The 15,861-nt window shown below is 63.4% G+C and carries 16 protein-coding genes; 8 read left to right on the top strand and 8 right to left on the bottom strand.

From position 1 onward, the window contains the following. Positions 1 to 148 precede the first annotated feature (148 nt). The 5 genes from NKI15_RS08925 to NKI15_RS08905 all read left to right on the top strand — a co-directional run bounded on the left by NKI15_RS08925 (position 149) and on the right by NKI15_RS08905 (position 4,951). Positions 149 to 832, top strand: coding sequence for a M15 family metallopeptidase (locus NKI15_RS08925; protein ID WP_023746960.1), 684 nt, complete (start codon positions 149 to 151; stop codon positions 830 to 832). 229 nt (positions 833 to 1,061) lie between these two features. After that, the gene (locus NKI15_RS08920; protein WP_023673082.1) at positions 1,062 to 2,090 is read left to right on the top strand and encodes a sulfate ABC transporter substrate-binding protein; all 1,029 of its coding nucleotides are present in this window, start codon (positions 1,062 to 1,064) and stop codon (positions 2,088 to 2,090) included. Between the two features lie 18 nt (positions 2,091 to 2,108). After that, a complete protein-coding gene (gene cysT, locus NKI15_RS08915; protein ID WP_023687973.1) occupies positions 2,109 to 2,960 on the top strand; it encodes a sulfate ABC transporter permease subunit CysT in 852 nt (283 codons plus the stop codon). After that, positions 2,953 to 3,837, top strand: a complete 885-nt coding sequence (gene cysW, locus NKI15_RS08910) for a sulfate ABC transporter permease subunit CysW (RefSeq protein WP_023690809.1) — start codon at positions 2,953 to 2,955, stop codon at positions 3,835 to 3,837. The genes cysT and cysW overlap by 8 nt, the downstream gene beginning before the upstream one ends. A 73-nt stretch (positions 3,838 to 3,910) precedes the next feature. Beyond that, the gene (locus NKI15_RS08905; protein ID WP_023739911.1) at positions 3,911 to 4,951 is read left to right on the top strand and encodes a sulfate/molybdate ABC transporter ATP-binding protein; all 1,041 of its coding nucleotides are present in this window, start codon (positions 3,911 to 3,913) and stop codon (positions 4,949 to 4,951) included. Positions 4,952 to 4,958: 7 nt separating this feature from the next. Here NKI15_RS08905 and NKI15_RS08900 read toward each other — a convergent pair whose 3' ends face one another. Continuing rightward, positions 4,959 to 5,357: a type II toxin-antitoxin system VapC family toxin gene (locus NKI15_RS08900; protein ID WP_023696188.1), complete on the bottom strand. Its 399-nt coding sequence runs from the start codon at positions 5,355 to 5,357 to the stop codon at positions 4,959 to 4,961. Further along, positions 5,357 to 5,629, bottom strand: a complete 273-nt coding sequence (locus NKI15_RS08895; protein ID WP_023746961.1) for an AbrB/MazE/SpoVT family DNA-binding domain-containing protein — start codon at positions 5,627 to 5,629, stop codon at positions 5,357 to 5,359. Before NKI15_RS08895 ends, NKI15_RS08900 begins: the two co-directional genes overlap by 1 nt. 241 nt (positions 5,630 to 5,870) lie before the next feature. Here NKI15_RS08895 and NKI15_RS08890 point away from each other — a divergent pair, with 241 nt between their 5' ends. Further along, a complete protein-coding gene (locus tag NKI15_RS08890; protein WP_023746962.1) occupies positions 5,871 to 6,857 on the top strand; it encodes a sulfate ABC transporter substrate-binding protein in 987 nt (328 codons plus the stop codon). Between the two features lie 258 nt (positions 6,858 to 7,115). Beyond that, the gene (locus tag NKI15_RS08885; protein ID WP_023673075.1) at positions 7,116 to 7,565 is read left to right on the top strand and encodes an RrF2 family transcriptional regulator; all 450 of its coding nucleotides are present in this window, start codon (positions 7,116 to 7,118) and stop codon (positions 7,563 to 7,565) included. 65 nt (positions 7,566 to 7,630) lie between these two features. On the opposite strand, the gene NKI15_RS08880 is transcribed toward NKI15_RS08885, so the two are convergent. Continuing rightward, positions 7,631 to 9,199: an acyl--CoA ligase gene (locus tag NKI15_RS08880; protein WP_352446066.1), complete on the bottom strand. Its 1,569-nt coding sequence runs from the start codon at positions 9,197 to 9,199 to the stop codon at positions 7,631 to 7,633. A gap of 86 nt (positions 9,200 to 9,285) precedes the next feature. Here NKI15_RS08880 and NKI15_RS08875 point away from each other — a divergent pair, with 86 nt between their 5' ends. After that, positions 9,286 to 10,434, top strand: a complete 1,149-nt coding sequence (locus NKI15_RS08875; RefSeq protein ID WP_023725415.1) for a hypothetical protein — start codon at positions 9,286 to 9,288, stop codon at positions 10,432 to 10,434. Here the strand turns inward: NKI15_RS08875 and NKI15_RS08870 are convergent. The 5 genes from NKI15_RS08870 to NKI15_RS08850 all read right to left on the bottom strand — a co-directional run bounded on the left by NKI15_RS08870 (position 10,429) and on the right by NKI15_RS08850 (position 15,729). Next, positions 10,429 to 10,983 (bottom strand): gluconokinase, encoded by a 555-nt coding sequence (locus NKI15_RS08870; protein ID WP_023725416.1) that lies wholly within the window; start codon positions 10,981 to 10,983, stop codon positions 10,429 to 10,431. The two genes, NKI15_RS08875 and NKI15_RS08870, sit on opposite strands and share 6 nt — an antisense overlap. 2 nt (positions 10,984 to 10,985) lie before the next feature. Then, positions 10,986 to 11,972: an ABC transporter permease gene (locus tag NKI15_RS08865; protein WP_023673071.1), complete on the bottom strand. Its 987-nt coding sequence runs from the start codon at positions 11,970 to 11,972 to the stop codon at positions 10,986 to 10,988. Next, the gene (locus NKI15_RS08860; RefSeq protein WP_023725417.1) at positions 11,969 to 12,949 is read right to left on the bottom strand and encodes an ABC transporter permease; all 981 of its coding nucleotides are present in this window, start codon (positions 12,947 to 12,949) and stop codon (positions 11,969 to 11,971) included. The genes NKI15_RS08865 and NKI15_RS08860 overlap by 4 nt, the downstream gene beginning before the upstream one ends. Beyond that, positions 12,946 to 14,511 carry a sugar ABC transporter ATP-binding protein gene (locus NKI15_RS08855; protein ID WP_023714808.1) on the bottom strand — a complete coding sequence of 522 codons (1,566 nt, stop codon included), beginning with the start codon at positions 14,509 to 14,511 and terminating at the stop codon, positions 12,946 to 12,948. The genes NKI15_RS08860 and NKI15_RS08855 overlap by 4 nt, the downstream gene beginning before the upstream one ends. 93 nt (positions 14,512 to 14,604) lie before the next feature. Beyond that, the gene (locus NKI15_RS08850) at positions 14,605 to 15,729 is read right to left on the bottom strand and encodes a sugar ABC transporter substrate-binding protein (protein WP_023682221.1); all 1,125 of its coding nucleotides are present in this window, start codon (positions 15,727 to 15,729) and stop codon (positions 14,605 to 14,607) included. Positions 15,730 to 15,861: the final 132 nt, after the last annotated feature.

Below are 15,861 nucleotides of genomic sequence, written 5' to 3'. Positions count from 1 at the left end.
CCCCCCTCTCCGTTTGGGGGGGGGGGGTGCTCCCCCCCCCCCCCCCCCCCCCCCCCCCCCCCCCCGCCCCCCCCCCCCCCCCCCCCCCCCCCCCCCCGAGGGGGGTGTGCCGAAGCGCTTGCATCGAGGATTGGCCTTAGCCCTATCCATGTTCGTTTCGACTTGCTCCCCCGCCGACGCCGATCCCCTGCCCGCCGGCTTCGTCCGCTTGGCCGATGTCGATCCCTCGATCCGCCAGGACATCCGCTATGCCGGCCTGGAAAATTTCCTGCATCGCAAGGCCGATGGCTACGACGCCCCAATCTGCATCCTCACGAAGCAAGCTGCGCAAGCGCTGTCCGGTGTCCAGAAAGCGCTCGCCGCCGATGGCCTGACGCTGGTCGTCTTCGACTGCTACCGCCCGGCCCGCGCCGTTGCCGACATGGGCAAATGGACCAGAGAGGGCGGCCCGCCCGATCCGCAATGGTACCCTCAGGTGCAGCGCGGCGACCTCATCGCCAAGGGCTATATCGGCGAATTGTCCACCCATTCGCGCGGCTCGACCGTCGATATCGCCATCGCCCGCAGCGACGGCAAGAATAAGTCATCCGCCGCTTGCGGCGCGGCCGGCGCCGGCACGCTCGATTTCGGCACCAGCTTCGACTGTTTCGACCCGGCAAGCGAAACCGCACATCGCCCATTGGCGGCAGAAGCGGCGGCAAACCGCAAAAGGCTGCTCGACGCCATGCGCGCCGGCGGCTTCAAGAATTATGCGCGAGAGTGGTGGCACTACACGCTTCGGGATGAGCCGTTTCCAAAGCTGCGCTTCGATTTTCCTATCACTGCGGGCTGAACCGCCCGGTGCAACACCGAGCCTTCCCTCGCTCGGCCTTGCTTCTGCGGTGTCGGCTCCTAGATAGCGTCAAACCGGCGGATTTGGGTTAGACCAATATGAGGAAAATATTTCCTTCCGAAACCCAATATCGGCGAAAATTTCCTTCGAATGGACAAAAAAGGCAACGTTGAATGCATCTAATTTCTATCAATTCGATAGAGTTCAGCCGTCATCAACGGAGGCGGGAATGACCAAACCTCATTTCAAGAAACTGCTCGGCGCACTGGTCGCCACATCGATCCAGTTCGGAACGCTCGGTTTCGCGTTTGCCGATACGACCATTCTGAACGTGTCCTACGACCCGACACGCGAACTCTACAAGGCCTATGACGAAGCCTTCGTCGCACACTGGAAGGCCGAGACCGGCGAGACGGTCACCATCCAGCAATCGCATGGCGGCTCCGGCGCCCAGGCCCGCGCCGTGATCGACGGCCTCGATGCCGATGTGGTCACGCTGGCGCTCGAAGGCGACATCAACGCCATCGTCACCAAGTCGAAGAAGATCAACCCGGACTGGCGCAAGAAGTTCGAGAACAATTCGGCGCCGTACACCTCGACCATCATCTTCCTGGTCCGCAAGGGCAACCCGAAGGGCATCCACGACTGGAGCGATCTGGTCAAGGACGGCGTCCAGGTGATCACGCCGAACCCCAAGACCTCCGGCGGTGCCCGCTGGAACTACCTTGCCGCCTGGGCCTATGCCAACGCCAATGATGGCGGCGACGAAGCCAAGAACAAGGAATTCGTCGGCAAGCTCTACGCCAATGCTCCGGTGCTCGACACCGGTGCGCGCGGCTCGACGGTCACCTTCGCGCAAAAGGGCATCGGCGACGTGCTGATCGGCTGGGAAAACGACGCCTATCTGGCGCTCAATGAATTCGGAGCCGACAATTTCGAGATCGTCTATCCCCCGACCTCGATCCTGGCCGAGCCGCCGGTGGCGATCGTCGACGCCAATGTCGATGCCAAGGGCACCCGCAAGGTCGCCGAAGCCTATCTCGGCTGGCTCTATTCCAAGGAAGCCCAGACGATCATCGCCAAGAACCACTATCGTCCGGCCAAGCCCGAGCTGGTGGATGCGGCTGACATTCCGAAGACGCCCGAAATCAAGCTGATCTCCATCGACGATCCGCTTTTTGGCGGCTGGAAGAAGGCACAGCCTTATCATTTCGGCGATGGTGGTATATTCGACCAGATCTACAAGCCGGCCCAGTAGGATTTAGATCAGGACGACATGACCATAGCACCCGCCAAGGCGGGGTGGCGATTCAGACAGCCGAGTGTCATTCCGGGTTTCGGATTGACGCTCGGCTTCTCGCTTGCCTACCTCACGCTCATCATCCTCATCCCCCTGTCGGGCCTGATCTGGCGCTCGGCAGCCCTCGGCTGGACCGATTTCTGGGCGATCGCCACCGACCGCCGGACCATCAACGCACTCGAAATCAGCTTCGGCACAGCCTTCATCGCAGCCGCCGTCAACGTCGTCTTCGGCACGCTCGTCGCCTGGGTGCTGGTGCGCTACCGCTTCCCCGGCCGCCGCGTCGTCGACGCCATGGTCGACCTGCCCTTCGCGCTGCCGACCGCGGTCGCGGGCATTGCGCTGACCACTCTTTATGCGCCCAATGGCTGGATCGGCCATCTCCTGGCGCCGCTCGGCATCAAGGTCGCCTACACGCCGCTCGGCATCGTCGTGGCGCTTGTCTTCATCGGCCTGCCGTTTGTCGTGCGCACGGTGCAGCCGATCATGGAAGAGATCGACAAGGAAGTGGAGGAAGCCGCCGCGACGCTCGGCGCCAACCGCTTCCAGATCATCACCCGCATCCTGTTTCCCGGCCTGGCGCCGGCCATCATCACCGGCTTCTCACTCGCCTTCGCGCGCGGCGTCGGCGAATACGGCTCGGTCATCTTCATCGCCGGCAACCTTCCCTACAAGTCGGAGATCGCACCGCTTCTGATCGTCATCCGGCTCGAGGAGTACAATTATCCGGCGGCCACCGCGATCGCGGCGATCATGCTTTTGCTGTCGTTCGTGATGCTGCTGGTCATCAACCTGGCGCAGTCATGGAGTCGCAAGCGCTATGGCTGACCCCGAGATCAAATCCTACGAACCGCATCACGAGAGCCGGTCGGCGGCGGTGACCGAAAGCCGGCCGGTGCGGCTGCTGCTGATGGCGGTGGCCTTCGCCTTCCTCGCCATCTTCCTGCTGCTGCCGCTGATCATCGTCTTCCACGAGGCGCTGGCGAAAGGCATTGGCGCCTACACGGAATCGCTCTCCAATCCCGATACGCGCTCGGCGATCCGGCTGACGCTGCTGGTGGCGGTGATCGCCGTTCCGCTCAACGTCGTCTTCGGCATTTCGGCTGCCTGGGCGATCGCCAAGTTCGAGTTCAAGGGCAAGGCTTTTCTAACCACGCTGATCGACCTGCCCTTCTCGGTCTCGCCGGTCATTTCCGGCCTGGTCTATGTGCTTTTGTTTGGCGCTCAGGGACTGTTCGGTGAATGGCTGAAGGCGCACGGCATCCAGATCTTGTTCGCCGTGCCCGGCATCGTGCTCGCGACCATCTTCGTCACCTTCCCCTTCGTTGCCCGCGAACTGATCCCGCTGATGCAGGAACAGGGCAACGGCGACGAGGAAGCCGCGCTCTCTCTGGGCGCCAATGGCTGGCAGACCTTCTGGTACGTGACGCTGCCCAACGTCAAATGGGGATTGCTCTACGGCGTGCTTCTGTGCAACGCCCGCTCGATGGGCGAATTCGGCGCGGTCTCGGTCGTGTCGGGCCACATACGCGGGCTGACCAACACCATGCCGTTGCATGTCGAAATCCTCTACAACGAGTACAACGCCGTCGGCGCTTTTGCCGTCGCTTCGCTGCTTGCCGGCCTGGCGCTGGTCACGCTGGTCTTGAAAACACTTCTAGAGATGCGCTACGGCGCCGAGATCGCCGCGACGCGCGGGCACTGACTAAATGCATGTCGCCCAAGACTGGGAACCGGTTTTGCGACAACGACATGCACCAAATTACTGAGGGATCTACATGGAAGTTCGCGTTGCCAACGTACGCAAGGAGTTTGACCGGTTTCCGGCCCTCCATGACGTATCGCTTGACATCAAGTCGGGTGAGCTGATCGCGCTGCTTGGGCCATCCGGCTCCGGCAAGACGACGCTGCTGAGGCTTATCGCCGGCCTGGAGCGGCCGACGCGCGGAAAGATCTTCTTCGGCGACGAGGACGCCTCGCACCGCTCGATCCAGGAGCGCAATGTCGGCTTCGTCTTCCAGCACTATGCGCTCTTCCGGCACATGACGGTCGCCGACAATATCGGCTTCGGCCTCAAGGTGCGGCATGGACCGTCGCGACCACCGGCGGCCGAAATCCGCCGACGCGCCTCCGAACTGCTCGATCTCGTTCAGCTTTCCGGCCTGGAAAAGCGCTATCCGGCGCAACTTTCGGGTGGCCAGCGCCAGCGCGTGGCGCTCGCCCGGGCCATGGCCATCGAGCCCAAGGTGCTGTTGCTCGACGAGCCGTTCGGCGCGCTCGATGCGCAGGTGCGCCGGGAACTGCGCCGCTGGCTGCGCGAGATCCATGACCGTACCGGCCACACCACCGTCTTCGTCACCCACGACCAGGAAGAGGCGCTCGAGCTTGCCGACCGCGTCGTGGTGATGAGCCAGGGCCGCATCGAGCAGGTCGGCTCCGCCGACGAGATCTACGACACGCCGAACTCGCCCTTCGTCTACTCCTTCATCGGTGAATCGAGCATGCTGCCGGTCAAGGTTGAGAATGGCGAGATCTGGCTCGCCGACCGTCCGATCGGCGTGTCGGCGCCGCACGCACCCGAGGGCGATGCGACGCTGTACTTCCGCCCGCACGATATCGAACTGCTCGACGGCTGCAGCGGCTGCATCGCCGGCACGGTCGCCGCCAGCCGCCGCGTCGCCGGCACAAGACGCGTCGAACTGGAAATCGGCGGCGAGCGCCAGCGCGTCGAGATCGAACTGCCTGTGGACCATCCTGCGGCGCAGAAGAGCCGGGTGGCGTTCAGGCCAAGGCGCTGGAAGCTTTTCCCGGCGACCTGAGCCGGCGCTACTCCAGCCAGTTCTCGACCTTCAGGCCCTTGATCCGGCTGAACTCACCGGTGTTGGCCGTAACCAGCGTCGTCCCCAGCGCGCAGGCGTGGGCAGCAATGAAAAGGTCATTGTGGCCGATGACCTGGCTCCTTGCTTCCAGTTCGGCACGAAGTGCGCCGTATTCGGCATCCACCGGCACGTCGAGCGGCAGCACAGGTAACTCGGCGAGCAATTGCTCGACCTTGGCTAGCAGCTTGGCCGATCCCTTGCGGGCGCAGCCATAACGCAACTCCGAGGCGACAACGATGCTGGTGCAGAGGGCACCGTCTCCCGCGCAAACCGCCGTACTGGCAGCCTTGCCAGCAGGGTTTCGGATCATGTCGCTGAGAATGTTGGTGTCCAGCATGAACCGCATCAGAAGATATCCTCGGGTCCCACGGGCGCATCATGGATCTCGGGAAAGTCGTCTTCAGGACCAAGCGGCGGCTCTTTCGCCCATTGGGCAAGCAGCGCGACAAGTCCCGGTTTACGGACCGGCTCGATGATCAGCCGGTCGCCATCGCGGCTGATCAGGACCTTCTCCCCAGGCAGCTCGAACTCGACAGGAATGCGAACCGCCTGACTGCGGTTGTTGCGAAACAACTTCGCCTCCCTGGGCGGTGGTATTGAGTGACGGTGCCGCGGCATGGCAGCCTCCCCTGTCTGTTCCACTTGTATATGCCATTTGTATATGCCACTCGGCTTCGAATTGCAAACCCACAGAAAACCCCAACGCACCGGCATTTCGGCTGGAATGAATTTTCGCCGATAACCTGCTTCAGCGATTTCTTTCTCGCTGCAACGCCATACGTCTGCCCCGTGTGCCTCGCAGTACACCCTCCGGCCCGGCTATGTTCTGGCAACGCATTGCACATCGGAGCCTGTTTTCATGAAGCGTTTTTTGCTCAGCGTCGCCACTGTCGCCGGCCTGATCCTCGCCTGTTCGCAGGCCTGGTCGGCCGACAAATTGCTCAACGCTTCCTATGATGTCGGCCGCGAATTGTTCGCCCAGGTGAACAAGGCTTTCGTCGCCGGCCATCCGGGCGTCACCGTCGACCAGTCGCACGCCGGCACCTCGGCGCAGGCGCGCGCCATTGCCGAAGGCCTCGGCGCCGATGTCGTCACCTTCAACCAGGTCACCGACATCGACTTTCTGGTCAAGAAAGGCCTCGTCGCCGCCGACTGGCAGAAGGATTTCCCCGACAACGCCTCGCCCTTCTATTCGCTCCCATCCTTTCTCGTCCGCGCGGGCAACCCCAAGCACATCAAGGACTGGAACGACCTCGTGCGCGACGACGTGCAGGTGATCTTCCCCAACCCCAAGACCTCGGGCAATGCGCGCTACACCTATCTGGCCGCAACCGCCTACGCCAAGGAAGCCTTCAAGGGCGACGACGCCAAGGTGAAGGAGTTCGTCACCAAGCTGTTCAACAACGTGCCGATCTTCGACACCGGCGGGCGCGCCGCCACCACCACCTTCGTGCAACGCGAGATCGGCGACGTGCTGATCACCTTCGAGTCGGAAACGCGCGGCATCCGCAAGGAGTATGGCAACGACAAGTTCGAACAGGTCACGCCAACGGTCAGCCTGCTCGCCGAATTCCCGGTGGCGATCGTCGACAAGGTCGCCGACGAGCACGGCAGCCGTGACCTCGCCAAGACCTATCTCGATTTCCTCTACACGCCCGAGGGCCAGACCATCGCGGCTGAAAATGGCCTGCGCGCCCGCAACGCTGAAGTCGCGGCAAAATACAAGGCCGACTTCCCCGATGTCCGCCTGCTGACTGTGGAAGACGTCTTTGGCGGCTGGGACAAGGTACAGAAGGAGCACTTCGCCGCCGGCGGTCTGCTCGACCAGACCTATGGCAGCCGCTGATATCAGCAGCGTTCGACCTCACCTCACAAGAAAGCCGGCGCTTTGCCGCTTCTTCGTTTTCGCGCGCCGACAAACGGCTTCAGGCGGAATCTGTCGCGATCGGCGAAAAACGTTACAAAGAATCAACGCCTTTGTGCCCAACGTGCAATCGGGCGGCTTGTTCTACGCGAAACCGGGTTGTTCAGGCGAAACGTCATGATTTGCACACAAACAACCGCCAGATGCGGGTGGTTGGGGTTTTCATGAACTGAAGCGGGCATGCTTACCAAAAAAGGCAAATACGGCCTCAAGGCCCTCGTGCATCTTTCCGGCCTGCCGGTCGGCCAGCTTGCATTCGTCAACGACATCGCGATCGCCAACAACATCCCGAAGAAATTCCTGGATGCCATTCTGGGCGAGCTGCGCAATGCCGGTTTCGTCCTCAGTCGCAAGGGCAAGGAAGGCGGTTATCGCCTCGCCCGGCCGGCTTCCGAAATCAAGATCGGCCACGTCGTGCGCGTGCTGGACGGCCCGCTCGCTCCCATACCCTGCGCCAGCCGCACGCAATACCAGCGCTGCGAGGATTGCGACGAGGCGACCTGCCAAGTCCGGCACATGATGCTGGAAGTGCGCCAGGCGATCGCCGAAGTGCTGGACAATCGCAGCCTCGCCGCCATGCGCGACGCCGACAATGATGATTTTCCGGTCGAGCTGACATCGCAGATCTAAATTAGAGCATAGTCCCGAAAAGTGGGAACCGGTTTTCGGACAAGATCATGCTCAAATGAGAGTCCTCAGACCAGGCCGAGCTTGCCGGCCAGGCCGACGCGCTGGATCTTGCCTGTGGGACCCTTGGGTATCTCCTGAAGAAACAGGATGTGGCGCGGCACCTTGAACTCGACGATCCGGCTGCGCGCGAAATCGCGTATCTGCTCGGCATCGGCGGTGGCGCCCTCGGCCAGCACGATGGCCGCACCCACCTCTTCGCCGAGCATGGCGTGCGGCACGGCAAAGGTCACCGCCTGCGCCACCAGCGGATGATCGAGCAGGACATTGTCGACTTCGAGCGGCGAGATCTTTTCGCCGCCGCGATTGATGATCTCCTTCAGCCGCCCGGTGATCTTCAGATCGCCATCCTCGTCGATCAGGCCCTGGTCGCCGGTGCGGAACCAGCCATCGCTGAAGGCAGCTTCATTGGCCACCGGATTGTTGAGATAGCCATCATGGATGTTGGCGCCGCGCACCGCGATCTCGCCCTTTTCACCCGCCGGAAGGATCGTCCCCTTGTCGTCCAGGATCGTCACCTGCGGACCCGCAGGCAGGCCGACCGAGCCTGGCTTGCGGCGCGCAGGCGGCAGGCCATTGGATGTCATCTGGTGCGCCGCCTCGGTCATGCCATAGGCCTCGACCACCGGACAGCCGAAGACGCGCTCGAGGTCGCGGAACACGGTGTCGGGAAGCGCTGCCGAAGACGAGCGGATGAAGCGCAGCCGCGCAGCCGCGATGGTTTCGCCATTGCGGGCGGCGCGCGCCAGGATCGCCTGATGCATGGTCGGCACCGCGCTGTACCAGCTCGGCCTGAAGTCGCCCAGCCAGCCGTAGAATTTTAGCGGGTTGAAGCCCGGCGTGCAGACAACAGCGCCGCCGACTGCCAGCTGTGCGCTGAGCGCCGCCATCAGCCCGTGAATGTGGAACAGCGGCATCACGTTGAGACAGATATCGTCTGCCGAAAGCGCCAAGGTGCGGGCGATGTTGGCCATTGATGCCAGCAGATTGCGCTGCCGCAAGCCGACGATCTTCGGCCGCGCCGTGGTTCCCGATGTGTGCAGGACAAGCGCGAAATCGTCCGGCCCGTTGAGCTGCATATCGTCGAGGCGAGCCTCGCTGGCAGCCTCCACCTCGGCGTCGCCCGCCAGCAGAAACTCGCCGGCCTTGGCGCCGTCAGTCACGACGACGTCGAGCACCGCAATGCCGAGCCCCTTTGCGGCGTTGCGCGCCGCATCGCCCATGCCTTGTCCGCACAGCAGCAGCTTCACATCGAGATCGCCGAGATAGAAGCGGAATTCGTCTTCGCCGTAAGCCGGATTGAGCGGCGCCGCCGTCGCCAACGCCGAGACCGCCAGGAAACAGGCCGCCATTTCCGGGCCGTTGGGCAAGACGATGCCGACGGCCGTGCCGCGGGCAACGCCACGCCTGGCGAGATCGCCGCAGAGCTTGTCGACAAGATTGGCGAGGCCGGCAAAGCTCAGGGATGGCCGGTCCGGCGCCATCAGCGCCACCGCAGCCGGCCGCCAGGGCGCCAGTTGGGGAAGTGCTACCGATAGGGCCTGTTTCAAGTTCGAACCCTGAATGGCGTTCACCATGGCCTTGTCGGCGCCGATTGCGCGCCCGTGGCAGACGCAGTAAAGCGATTTCCGGACGCACGCAAGAACAGGTGGACACCGATCGGATGAGGCTGCCGTGGTTGGGAAAATCCCGGAAAGCCGACCGGACACCATCTTCCGCCGTCATTTATCATACGGAAATCATCGCCGACATCCTGGTGCCCGAACGCGCCGAGAATGTTCGCTTCTTCAGCCGCAAGCAGGTCCGCGCCGGCAAGTTGCGCACCTTCAACAACAGGGATCTCCGCGAGCTGCTGCTGGCCGCCTTTTATCTCGGGGTCGCGGCATTGCTACCGGTCAATTGGTGGGCCGCGATCTGCAGCCGCGTATCGGGGCTGCGCCTCAAGCGCCATATCCGCAAGGATTTCGTGCGCTACGCTGCCGCGACGCGCGCCGTGCTCGGCAATGGCATCGATGCGCAAAGGCAGTTCAGGGCCTTGCTCTGCGCCAACCACCGCCGGCGTTTGCTACTTGCCGCGCATCTCATCGGCCGCCGCTGGTCACCTGATATCCGGCTGGAGGGCCTGGAAGGCCTGCAAGCGGCGCTGAAGCGCGGCCACGGCGCTATCATCTGGTGCGATCAGTTCACGACCCAGACCATCATCGGCAAACGCGCTCTCCATGAAGCCGGCATCGAGACACACCAGCTCAGCGTCAGGGCTCACGGCATATCCGATTCGACCTTCGGCTTGCGCTTCCTGAACCCGCCGATGGTTCGGGTCGAGAACCGTTTCCTGAAAAGCCGGATCGTGTTCGACCGCAGTGACGCCTACCAGGTCACCGGCCGGATCCAGAAGATCCTTGGCAGCAACGGCGTGGTGTTGGTGACCAACACGGTGCATGCCGGCTCGACATTCACCGAAGTCGGCCTTGGCGAGAGCGGCTGGACCCACCTGGCTTCGGCGCCGACGAATTTCGCTGCCAGAGGCAAGGCGGCGCTGTTTTCCATGTCGACCTTCGAGACCGATCCGTTCCGCCAATACCGCGCCGTCCTAAGTCCCGAACTGGTGCCGGCCCCGGCAGAGGCCGGCGAGCCCGCGACCAGAGCCGGCGGCGCCAAGAACATGGCGCTTCAGGCCGAGTACATATTGCTCAAGCGCGACCGCTTGCTGGAGGCGCTGAAACTCTATCCCGAGCAAATGATGGTCTGGTCAGGCCATGACCGGTTCACCGAACGGCCGGAAACCGCCTTGCCCGACGAGGGTGGTTCATGATTTTGCGCCGGCCAGCAGGCTGGCAACGGCGGTGACGATTTCAGCCACTGGAAGTGTGGCGTCGGCCGTCAGCGCCCGCTCGTCGGCGCCAGGCGGTTCAAGGATGGCGAACTGGCTTTCGACCAGGCTTGCCGGCATGAAATGCCCCTTGCGGCTGGCGACACGCTGCTTGGCGGTAGCGGGATCGATCTTCAGATAGATGAAAACGATGTCCCGGCGGAAGCCGCTCAGACGATCGCGGTAGCTGCGCTTCAGCGCCGAGCAGGCGGCAACCACGCTTTGGCCGCTGCCGGTCAGGTCCGCGATCCGCTCGCCAATGGCATCGAGCCAGCCCTCACGCAGTTGATCTGTGAGCGGCTCACCGCTCGCCATGCGGGCGACGTTTTCGGGCGGGTGCAGCCTGTCGCCTTCGACAAAGACGGCCCCTTCCTCTGCTGCCAATGCTTTGCCGACAGCCGACTTTCCGCAGCCGGCGACGCCCATCACCACAATGGCCCGAGGCACTGAGCCGGTAGCGCCCATTGGCGCCTGTGCCGTCTTTTCGTCCACGGTCAGCGGCTTGCCGGCGCGCGGCCGTAGAGCAGGAGCATGGCAACGATGACCAGGCCATAGACGATCTGCCGCCCCGCCTCCGGCATCTGCATGACCGAGAGGATGGACTGCAGGAGCGTAATCAGGATGACACCGGCGACGGTGCCGAGATAGGAGCCGCGGCCACCCAGGATCGAGGTGCCGCCCAGAACCACGGCGGCGATCGACGGCAAGAGATAGGCATCGCCCATCGATTGCGCCGCCTTGGAGGCATAGCCGGCGAGAAGCACCCCGCCAAAGGCGGACAGCCCGCCTGAGATAGCGAAGGCGATCATCACCACGCGCCTTGTATCGATGCCGGAGAGATAGGCGGCACGCTCGCGGTTGCCGATGCCGTAGACGGTGCGGCCGAAGCTGGTGCGGGACAGCACGAACACCATCGCGGCACCAATCAGCGCCCAGATGATGACGGCGTTAGGCACGCCAGGAATGGTAAAACCTGTCGCAAGATAGCGCATGGCGCCGGTGGCCGAATCCTGTGGCGAGTAGCCGCCGGTATAAACGACCATGAGCCCTTGCGCGACAGCGTTGGTGGCGAGCGTGATGATCATCGAGGGTATGCGCAAATAGGCGACGCCAAAGCCGTTGACGATGCCGATCAGCACCCCGCAGAAGATGCCGAACGGGATGGCCAGCGCCACACCGATCGGGCCATAGGCCGCGGCCGCACACGCCATCATCGCGCCCGCCGCCACCGCCCACGGCACCGACAGGTCGATCTGGCCTAGCAGGATGACCAGCATCATGCCTGTGGCGATGACGCCGAGGAACGAGGCCACCTTGAGCTGCTGCAAGAGATATTCAGGCGACAGAAAGCTCCTGGAATAGAGGCTGCCTAGGAACAGCAACAGCACGATGCAGGCGAAGGCCGTCAGCACCGCCGGATCGGCGCGGCGGATGAATTTCGGCATGCGGCCGGCGATACCGCCCAATGTCGTTTCGCTCACAGGAACCACTCCAGCCGGTTGCGGACCCGAAACAGCGCAAAGGCGCCAAGGCTGACCGCGACCAGCAGGATAACGCCCTGGAACAGCGGCTGCCATAGCGGATCGAAATCGAAAACGAACAACAGGTCGCCGATGGTGCGGAAGGCCAGCGCGCCGAAGATGGCGCCGATGGCGCTGCCCTTGCCGCCAAACAGCGAGACGCCGCCCAGCACCACGGCGGCAATCGAAAACAGCGTATAGGCGTTGCCGCTGGCATAGGCTGCATCGCCGGTATAGGTGAAGAAGGTCAGGAACAGTCCGCCGATCGCGGCCAACAGGCCTGCGAGCGCGTAGGCAGCGAACTTGCCGCGCCTTATCGGCACACCGGACATGTAGGCCGCCGTCTCCGACGAGCCGGCCGCATAGGCCGCCCGCCCGAGCACCGAGCGGCTGAACGGTACCCAGACCACGAGCACGACGGCGAGCAGCACGACCAGGCTCGCCGGCATCACGCCGAACAGGCGTCCGGTCAGCGCGTCGGCGAGACCTTCGTTGACCGAACCGCCGGGAAACGGCCTGAGCAGCAGCGCGATGCCGAAATAGACCGCACCCGTGGCGATCGTGGCGACGATCGGCTGCAGGCGGCCGTAGATGACGATGGCGCCGTTGATCGCCCCGCAAAGGAGCCCGGTGCCGAGCACGGCGATGACGCCGAAAGCGGTCTCGAGGCCGGTGCCGATGACCAGCCAGGAGGCGAGGCAATTGGTCAGCGTGAAGATCATGCCGACGGAGAGGTCGATGCCGGCGGTGATCACGACCAGTGTCTGCGCCATGGCGACGAAGGCGAGCAGCACGCCCTTGTTGGACGCCGTCTGCACGACATTGGCGGTGAAGCCCGCCGGATGGTTCGAGGTGTAGATGACGAACATGACAATGAATATGCCGAGTGCCATCAGTGTTCCGCGCTGCTCGGCCAGCCAGTAGCGCCACTCTTTCACGCGTCCGCTCCCTGTCTTGCGCCGGCATCGTCTCTCGCGCCGCCGTCATCGCCGTGGATGTTGAGCGCGCTTGCAATGAGCGCCCGCTCGGTGATCTCGGCCCCGACCAGCTCGCGCTTGACCGCGCCGTCATAGAGCACCAGCACGCGGTCGCAGCAGCCGATCAGTTCGTCATAGTCGGTCGAATAGAACAGGATCGCCGCCCCCGCATCCGCCAGCTTGCGCATCAGTTGATAGAGTTCCTGCTTGGTGCCGACGTCGATGCCGCGCGTCGGATCGTTGAGCAGGATGATCCGCGGCTGGCGCATCAGCCATTTGGCGATGACCACCTTCTGCTGGTTGCCCCCCGACAGCGCACCGACCGGAATGTCGAGGCCGGCCGTCTTGATCGCCAGCAGCCCGACCATGTCGTCGATCAGCCGCTGTTCGGCGGCGCGGTCGATGATGCCGGCCTTGGACAGCCGGTCTAGGGCGGCAAAGGAGAGGTTCTCGCGCACCGTCATCGGCAGCATCAGGCCTTCGGTCTTGCGGTCCTCCGGGATCAGCGCCATGCCGATGCGGTCGTCGCGCGCCGCTTGGGGGCTGGCGATCGAAACAGGCTTGCCGTCGATAAGGATCTGGCCGCCGAGGCCGCGCAGCACACCGAAAAAGGCAAGCAGCAATTCGCGCTGGCCCTGGCCGTCCAGGCCGCCAAGGCCGACGACCTCGCCTGCCCCGACGGTCAGCGAGACATTGTCCAGCCGGTCCGTCCAGGACAGCTTGCGCGCCTCCAGCACAGGAACGGCGGCGGCGGCAGCGCGCGCGGGTTTCGGCGGGAAAATATGGCTGTATTCGCGCCCGATCATCAGTTCGACGACTTCGTTGTCGCTCTTTGTGCCTGCCTTGTAGCTGGCGACATTGCGGCCGTTGCGAAACACCGTGCAGTGGTCGGCAAGCTCGGCGATCTCGTTCATGCGGTGCGAAATGTAAAGCAGCGCCAGCCCTTCCGAGCGCAATCGCTTGAGCACGCTGAATATCCTGGCGACGTCCGTCGCGGTCAGGGCCGAGGTCGCCTCGTCGAGGATCAGGATGCGCGGCTTCCTGGCCAATGCCTTGGCGATCTCGACCATCTGTCTTCTTGAAAGCGGAAGATCCTTGACCAGCGCCAATGGATGGATGTCGGCCGCACCTGCGCGTGCCAGCGCATCCTCGGCAATGCGGCGCTGCGCCTTGCGGTCGATCATGCCGAAACGCTTCGGCGGATCGGAGATGACGATGTTGTCGGCAACGCTGAGTTCGGGAACCAGCGACAGCTCCTGGAAGATGCAGACGATGCCGGACTTGTTTGCAGCAGCAGGCGAAGCGAACGTCACCTCGCTGCCGTTCAGCATCATGCGGCCTTCGTCGGGCGCGACGACGCCCGCCATGACCTTGATCAGCGTCGATTTGCCGGCGCCGTTTTCGCCGAGAATGGCGTGGATGCTACCGGACGAGACCGAAAGCTCGGCCTTTTCCAGCGCCCGCACACCACCATAGCGCTTGGATATGCCTTCCATCCGGAAGAGCGGAACCGCACCGTCCATCGGCCCTCCCGAGGCAGTTTGACTTCAAGGGATATCGAGTGGCCGGCGCCGCGGAGATCCCGCGGCGCCGGATATGCCGCCTATTGGTCAGCCCTATTGGTCAGCTTTGGTCTGGCCCATAATTTCCTGCGCGGTGAAATTGATGCCGCAGGTCGGGAAGGAATTGCCGACGAAGAAATTGTCGGACTGGTCGGGGAAGAAATCCTGACCGGCCTTGAAGTTCGGGTCCTCGACGATCGCCAGCGGCAGCTTCACCGCTTGCGGCACAACGTTGCCTTCGAGCGCGGCAATCGCCGTCTTGATGGCGACCGCGACCTGCGCCGGACCGGTGCCGGCCGATGAGCATTTCAGCCCGTCGCCGGCATGTGCCGCGCAGAACTTGCGGAAACCGTTCTCGGTCTCGCCGCCGAACGGCACGAAAGCATGCTTGGCATCGATCATCGCCTGCACGATGCCGGTGTCGCCGCCTTGCCCGGTGATGCCGTCGAACGGGCCGTTGGTGGCAATGGCGTCGGCCGTGGCTTTCTGCGCCACGCCGTCGTCCCATTTGCCGACCACCTCGGTGACGTCCCATTTCTTGCCGGAGGCATCGAGCGCTTCATGGATGCCGTTGTGACGGTCGGTGTCCACGGAAGTTCCGGCAACGCCGCGCACTTCGAGCACCTTGCCGCCATTCGGCACATGGCCGACCAGCCATTTGCCCCACAATTCGCCAAGGCCCTTCTGGTCGACATTGACGTTGATGGCGTCCTTGGTATCGAGAATATTGTCGAAGGCGACGAGGATGACGCCAGCTTCCTTGGCGCGCTTGATGACCGGCCCGAAAGCGGTCGGGTTCTGGGCGTTGACGACGATCGCGTCATAGCCGGAATCGATGAAGTTGTTGATCGCCGAAATCTGAGCCGGCACGTCCTCGCCGGTCGAGACGACCTTGAATTCCTTCAGTTTAGCGGCGACCTCCGGCTGGGCCGCATAGGCCTTGGCGGTCTGCACCATCTGGATGCGCCAGGTGTTGGCGATATAGCCATTGGCGAGCGCGATGCGGTATGGGCCGTCTTTCTTGGGGAACTTGAAGAACTGCGTATCGGCCGCCCAGGGCGCAAAGCAATCCGGCTCAGCCGACGGGCCCTTGACAACTTCCGGGTCGGCCATGGCCGACGAACTCAGCATGACGAATGCAGTGGCGGCAACGATGCCACCAACAAGTGACTTGATCATCGATATTCCTCCCAGTTGTAGTTTTGTTTGCTGCTGCTTGTTTATTTGATGCTGTTTGTCGTGGTGTGTTTCCACGCCTGCCGAAGGCCCTCCAGCCTGGCCGGCGCCACGTCTCAAGGGCCGAAGCCGGCC

The sequence above is a fragment of the Mesorhizobium sp. M0862 genome (assembly GCF_040319795.1).
GTDB lineage: Bacteria > Pseudomonadota > Alphaproteobacteria > Rhizobiales > Rhizobiaceae > Mesorhizobium.
The sequence above is the reverse complement of the archived record's forward strand: the minus strand, read 5'-3'. Positions and strand labels throughout refer to the sequence as shown.

What these genes read in the sequence shown, in the direction of transcription:
- NKI15_RS08905 (WP_023739911.1), top strand. Translation starts at nt 3,911, where the DNA reads ATGGAAGTTCGCGTTGCCAACGTACGCAAGGAGTTTGACCGGTTTCCG.
- NKI15_RS08925 (WP_023746960.1), top strand. Translation starts at nt 149, where the DNA reads ATGTTCGTTTCGACTTGCTCCCCCGCCGACGCCGATCCCCTGCCCGCC.
- NKI15_RS08880 (WP_352446066.1), bottom strand. Translation starts at nt 9,199, where the DNA reads ATGGTGAACGCCATTCAGGGTTCGAACTTGAAACAGGCCCTATCGGTA.
- NKI15_RS08890 (WP_023746962.1), top strand. Translation starts at nt 5,871, where the DNA reads ATGAAGCGTTTTTTGCTCAGCGTCGCCACTGTCGCCGGCCTGATCCTC.
- NKI15_RS08855 (WP_023714808.1), bottom strand. Translation starts at nt 14,511, where the DNA reads ATGGACGGTGCGGTTCCGCTCTTCCGGATGGAAGGCATATCCAAGCGC.
- NKI15_RS08885 (WP_023673075.1), top strand. Translation starts at nt 7,116, where the DNA reads ATGCTTACCAAAAAAGGCAAATACGGCCTCAAGGCCCTCGTGCATCTT.
- NKI15_RS08895 (WP_023746961.1), bottom strand. Translation starts at nt 5,629, where the DNA reads ATGCCGCGGCACCGTCACTCAATACCACCGCCCAGGGAGGCGAAGTTG.
- cysW (WP_023690809.1), top strand. Translation starts at nt 2,953, where the DNA reads ATGGCTGACCCCGAGATCAAATCCTACGAACCGCATCACGAGAGCCGG.
- NKI15_RS08920 (WP_023673082.1), top strand. Translation starts at nt 1,062, where the DNA reads ATGACCAAACCTCATTTCAAGAAACTGCTCGGCGCACTGGTCGCCACA.
- NKI15_RS08875 (WP_023725415.1), top strand. Translation starts at nt 9,286, where the DNA reads ATGAGGCTGCCGTGGTTGGGAAAATCCCGGAAAGCCGACCGGACACCA.
- cysT (WP_023687973.1), top strand. Translation starts at nt 2,109, where the DNA reads ATGACCATAGCACCCGCCAAGGCGGGGTGGCGATTCAGACAGCCGAGT.
- NKI15_RS08900 (WP_023696188.1), bottom strand. Translation starts at nt 5,357, where the DNA reads ATGCGGTTCATGCTGGACACCAACATTCTCAGCGACATGATCCGAAAC.
- NKI15_RS08850 (WP_023682221.1), bottom strand. Translation starts at nt 15,729, where the DNA reads ATGATCAAGTCACTTGTTGGTGGCATCGTTGCCGCCACTGCATTCGTC.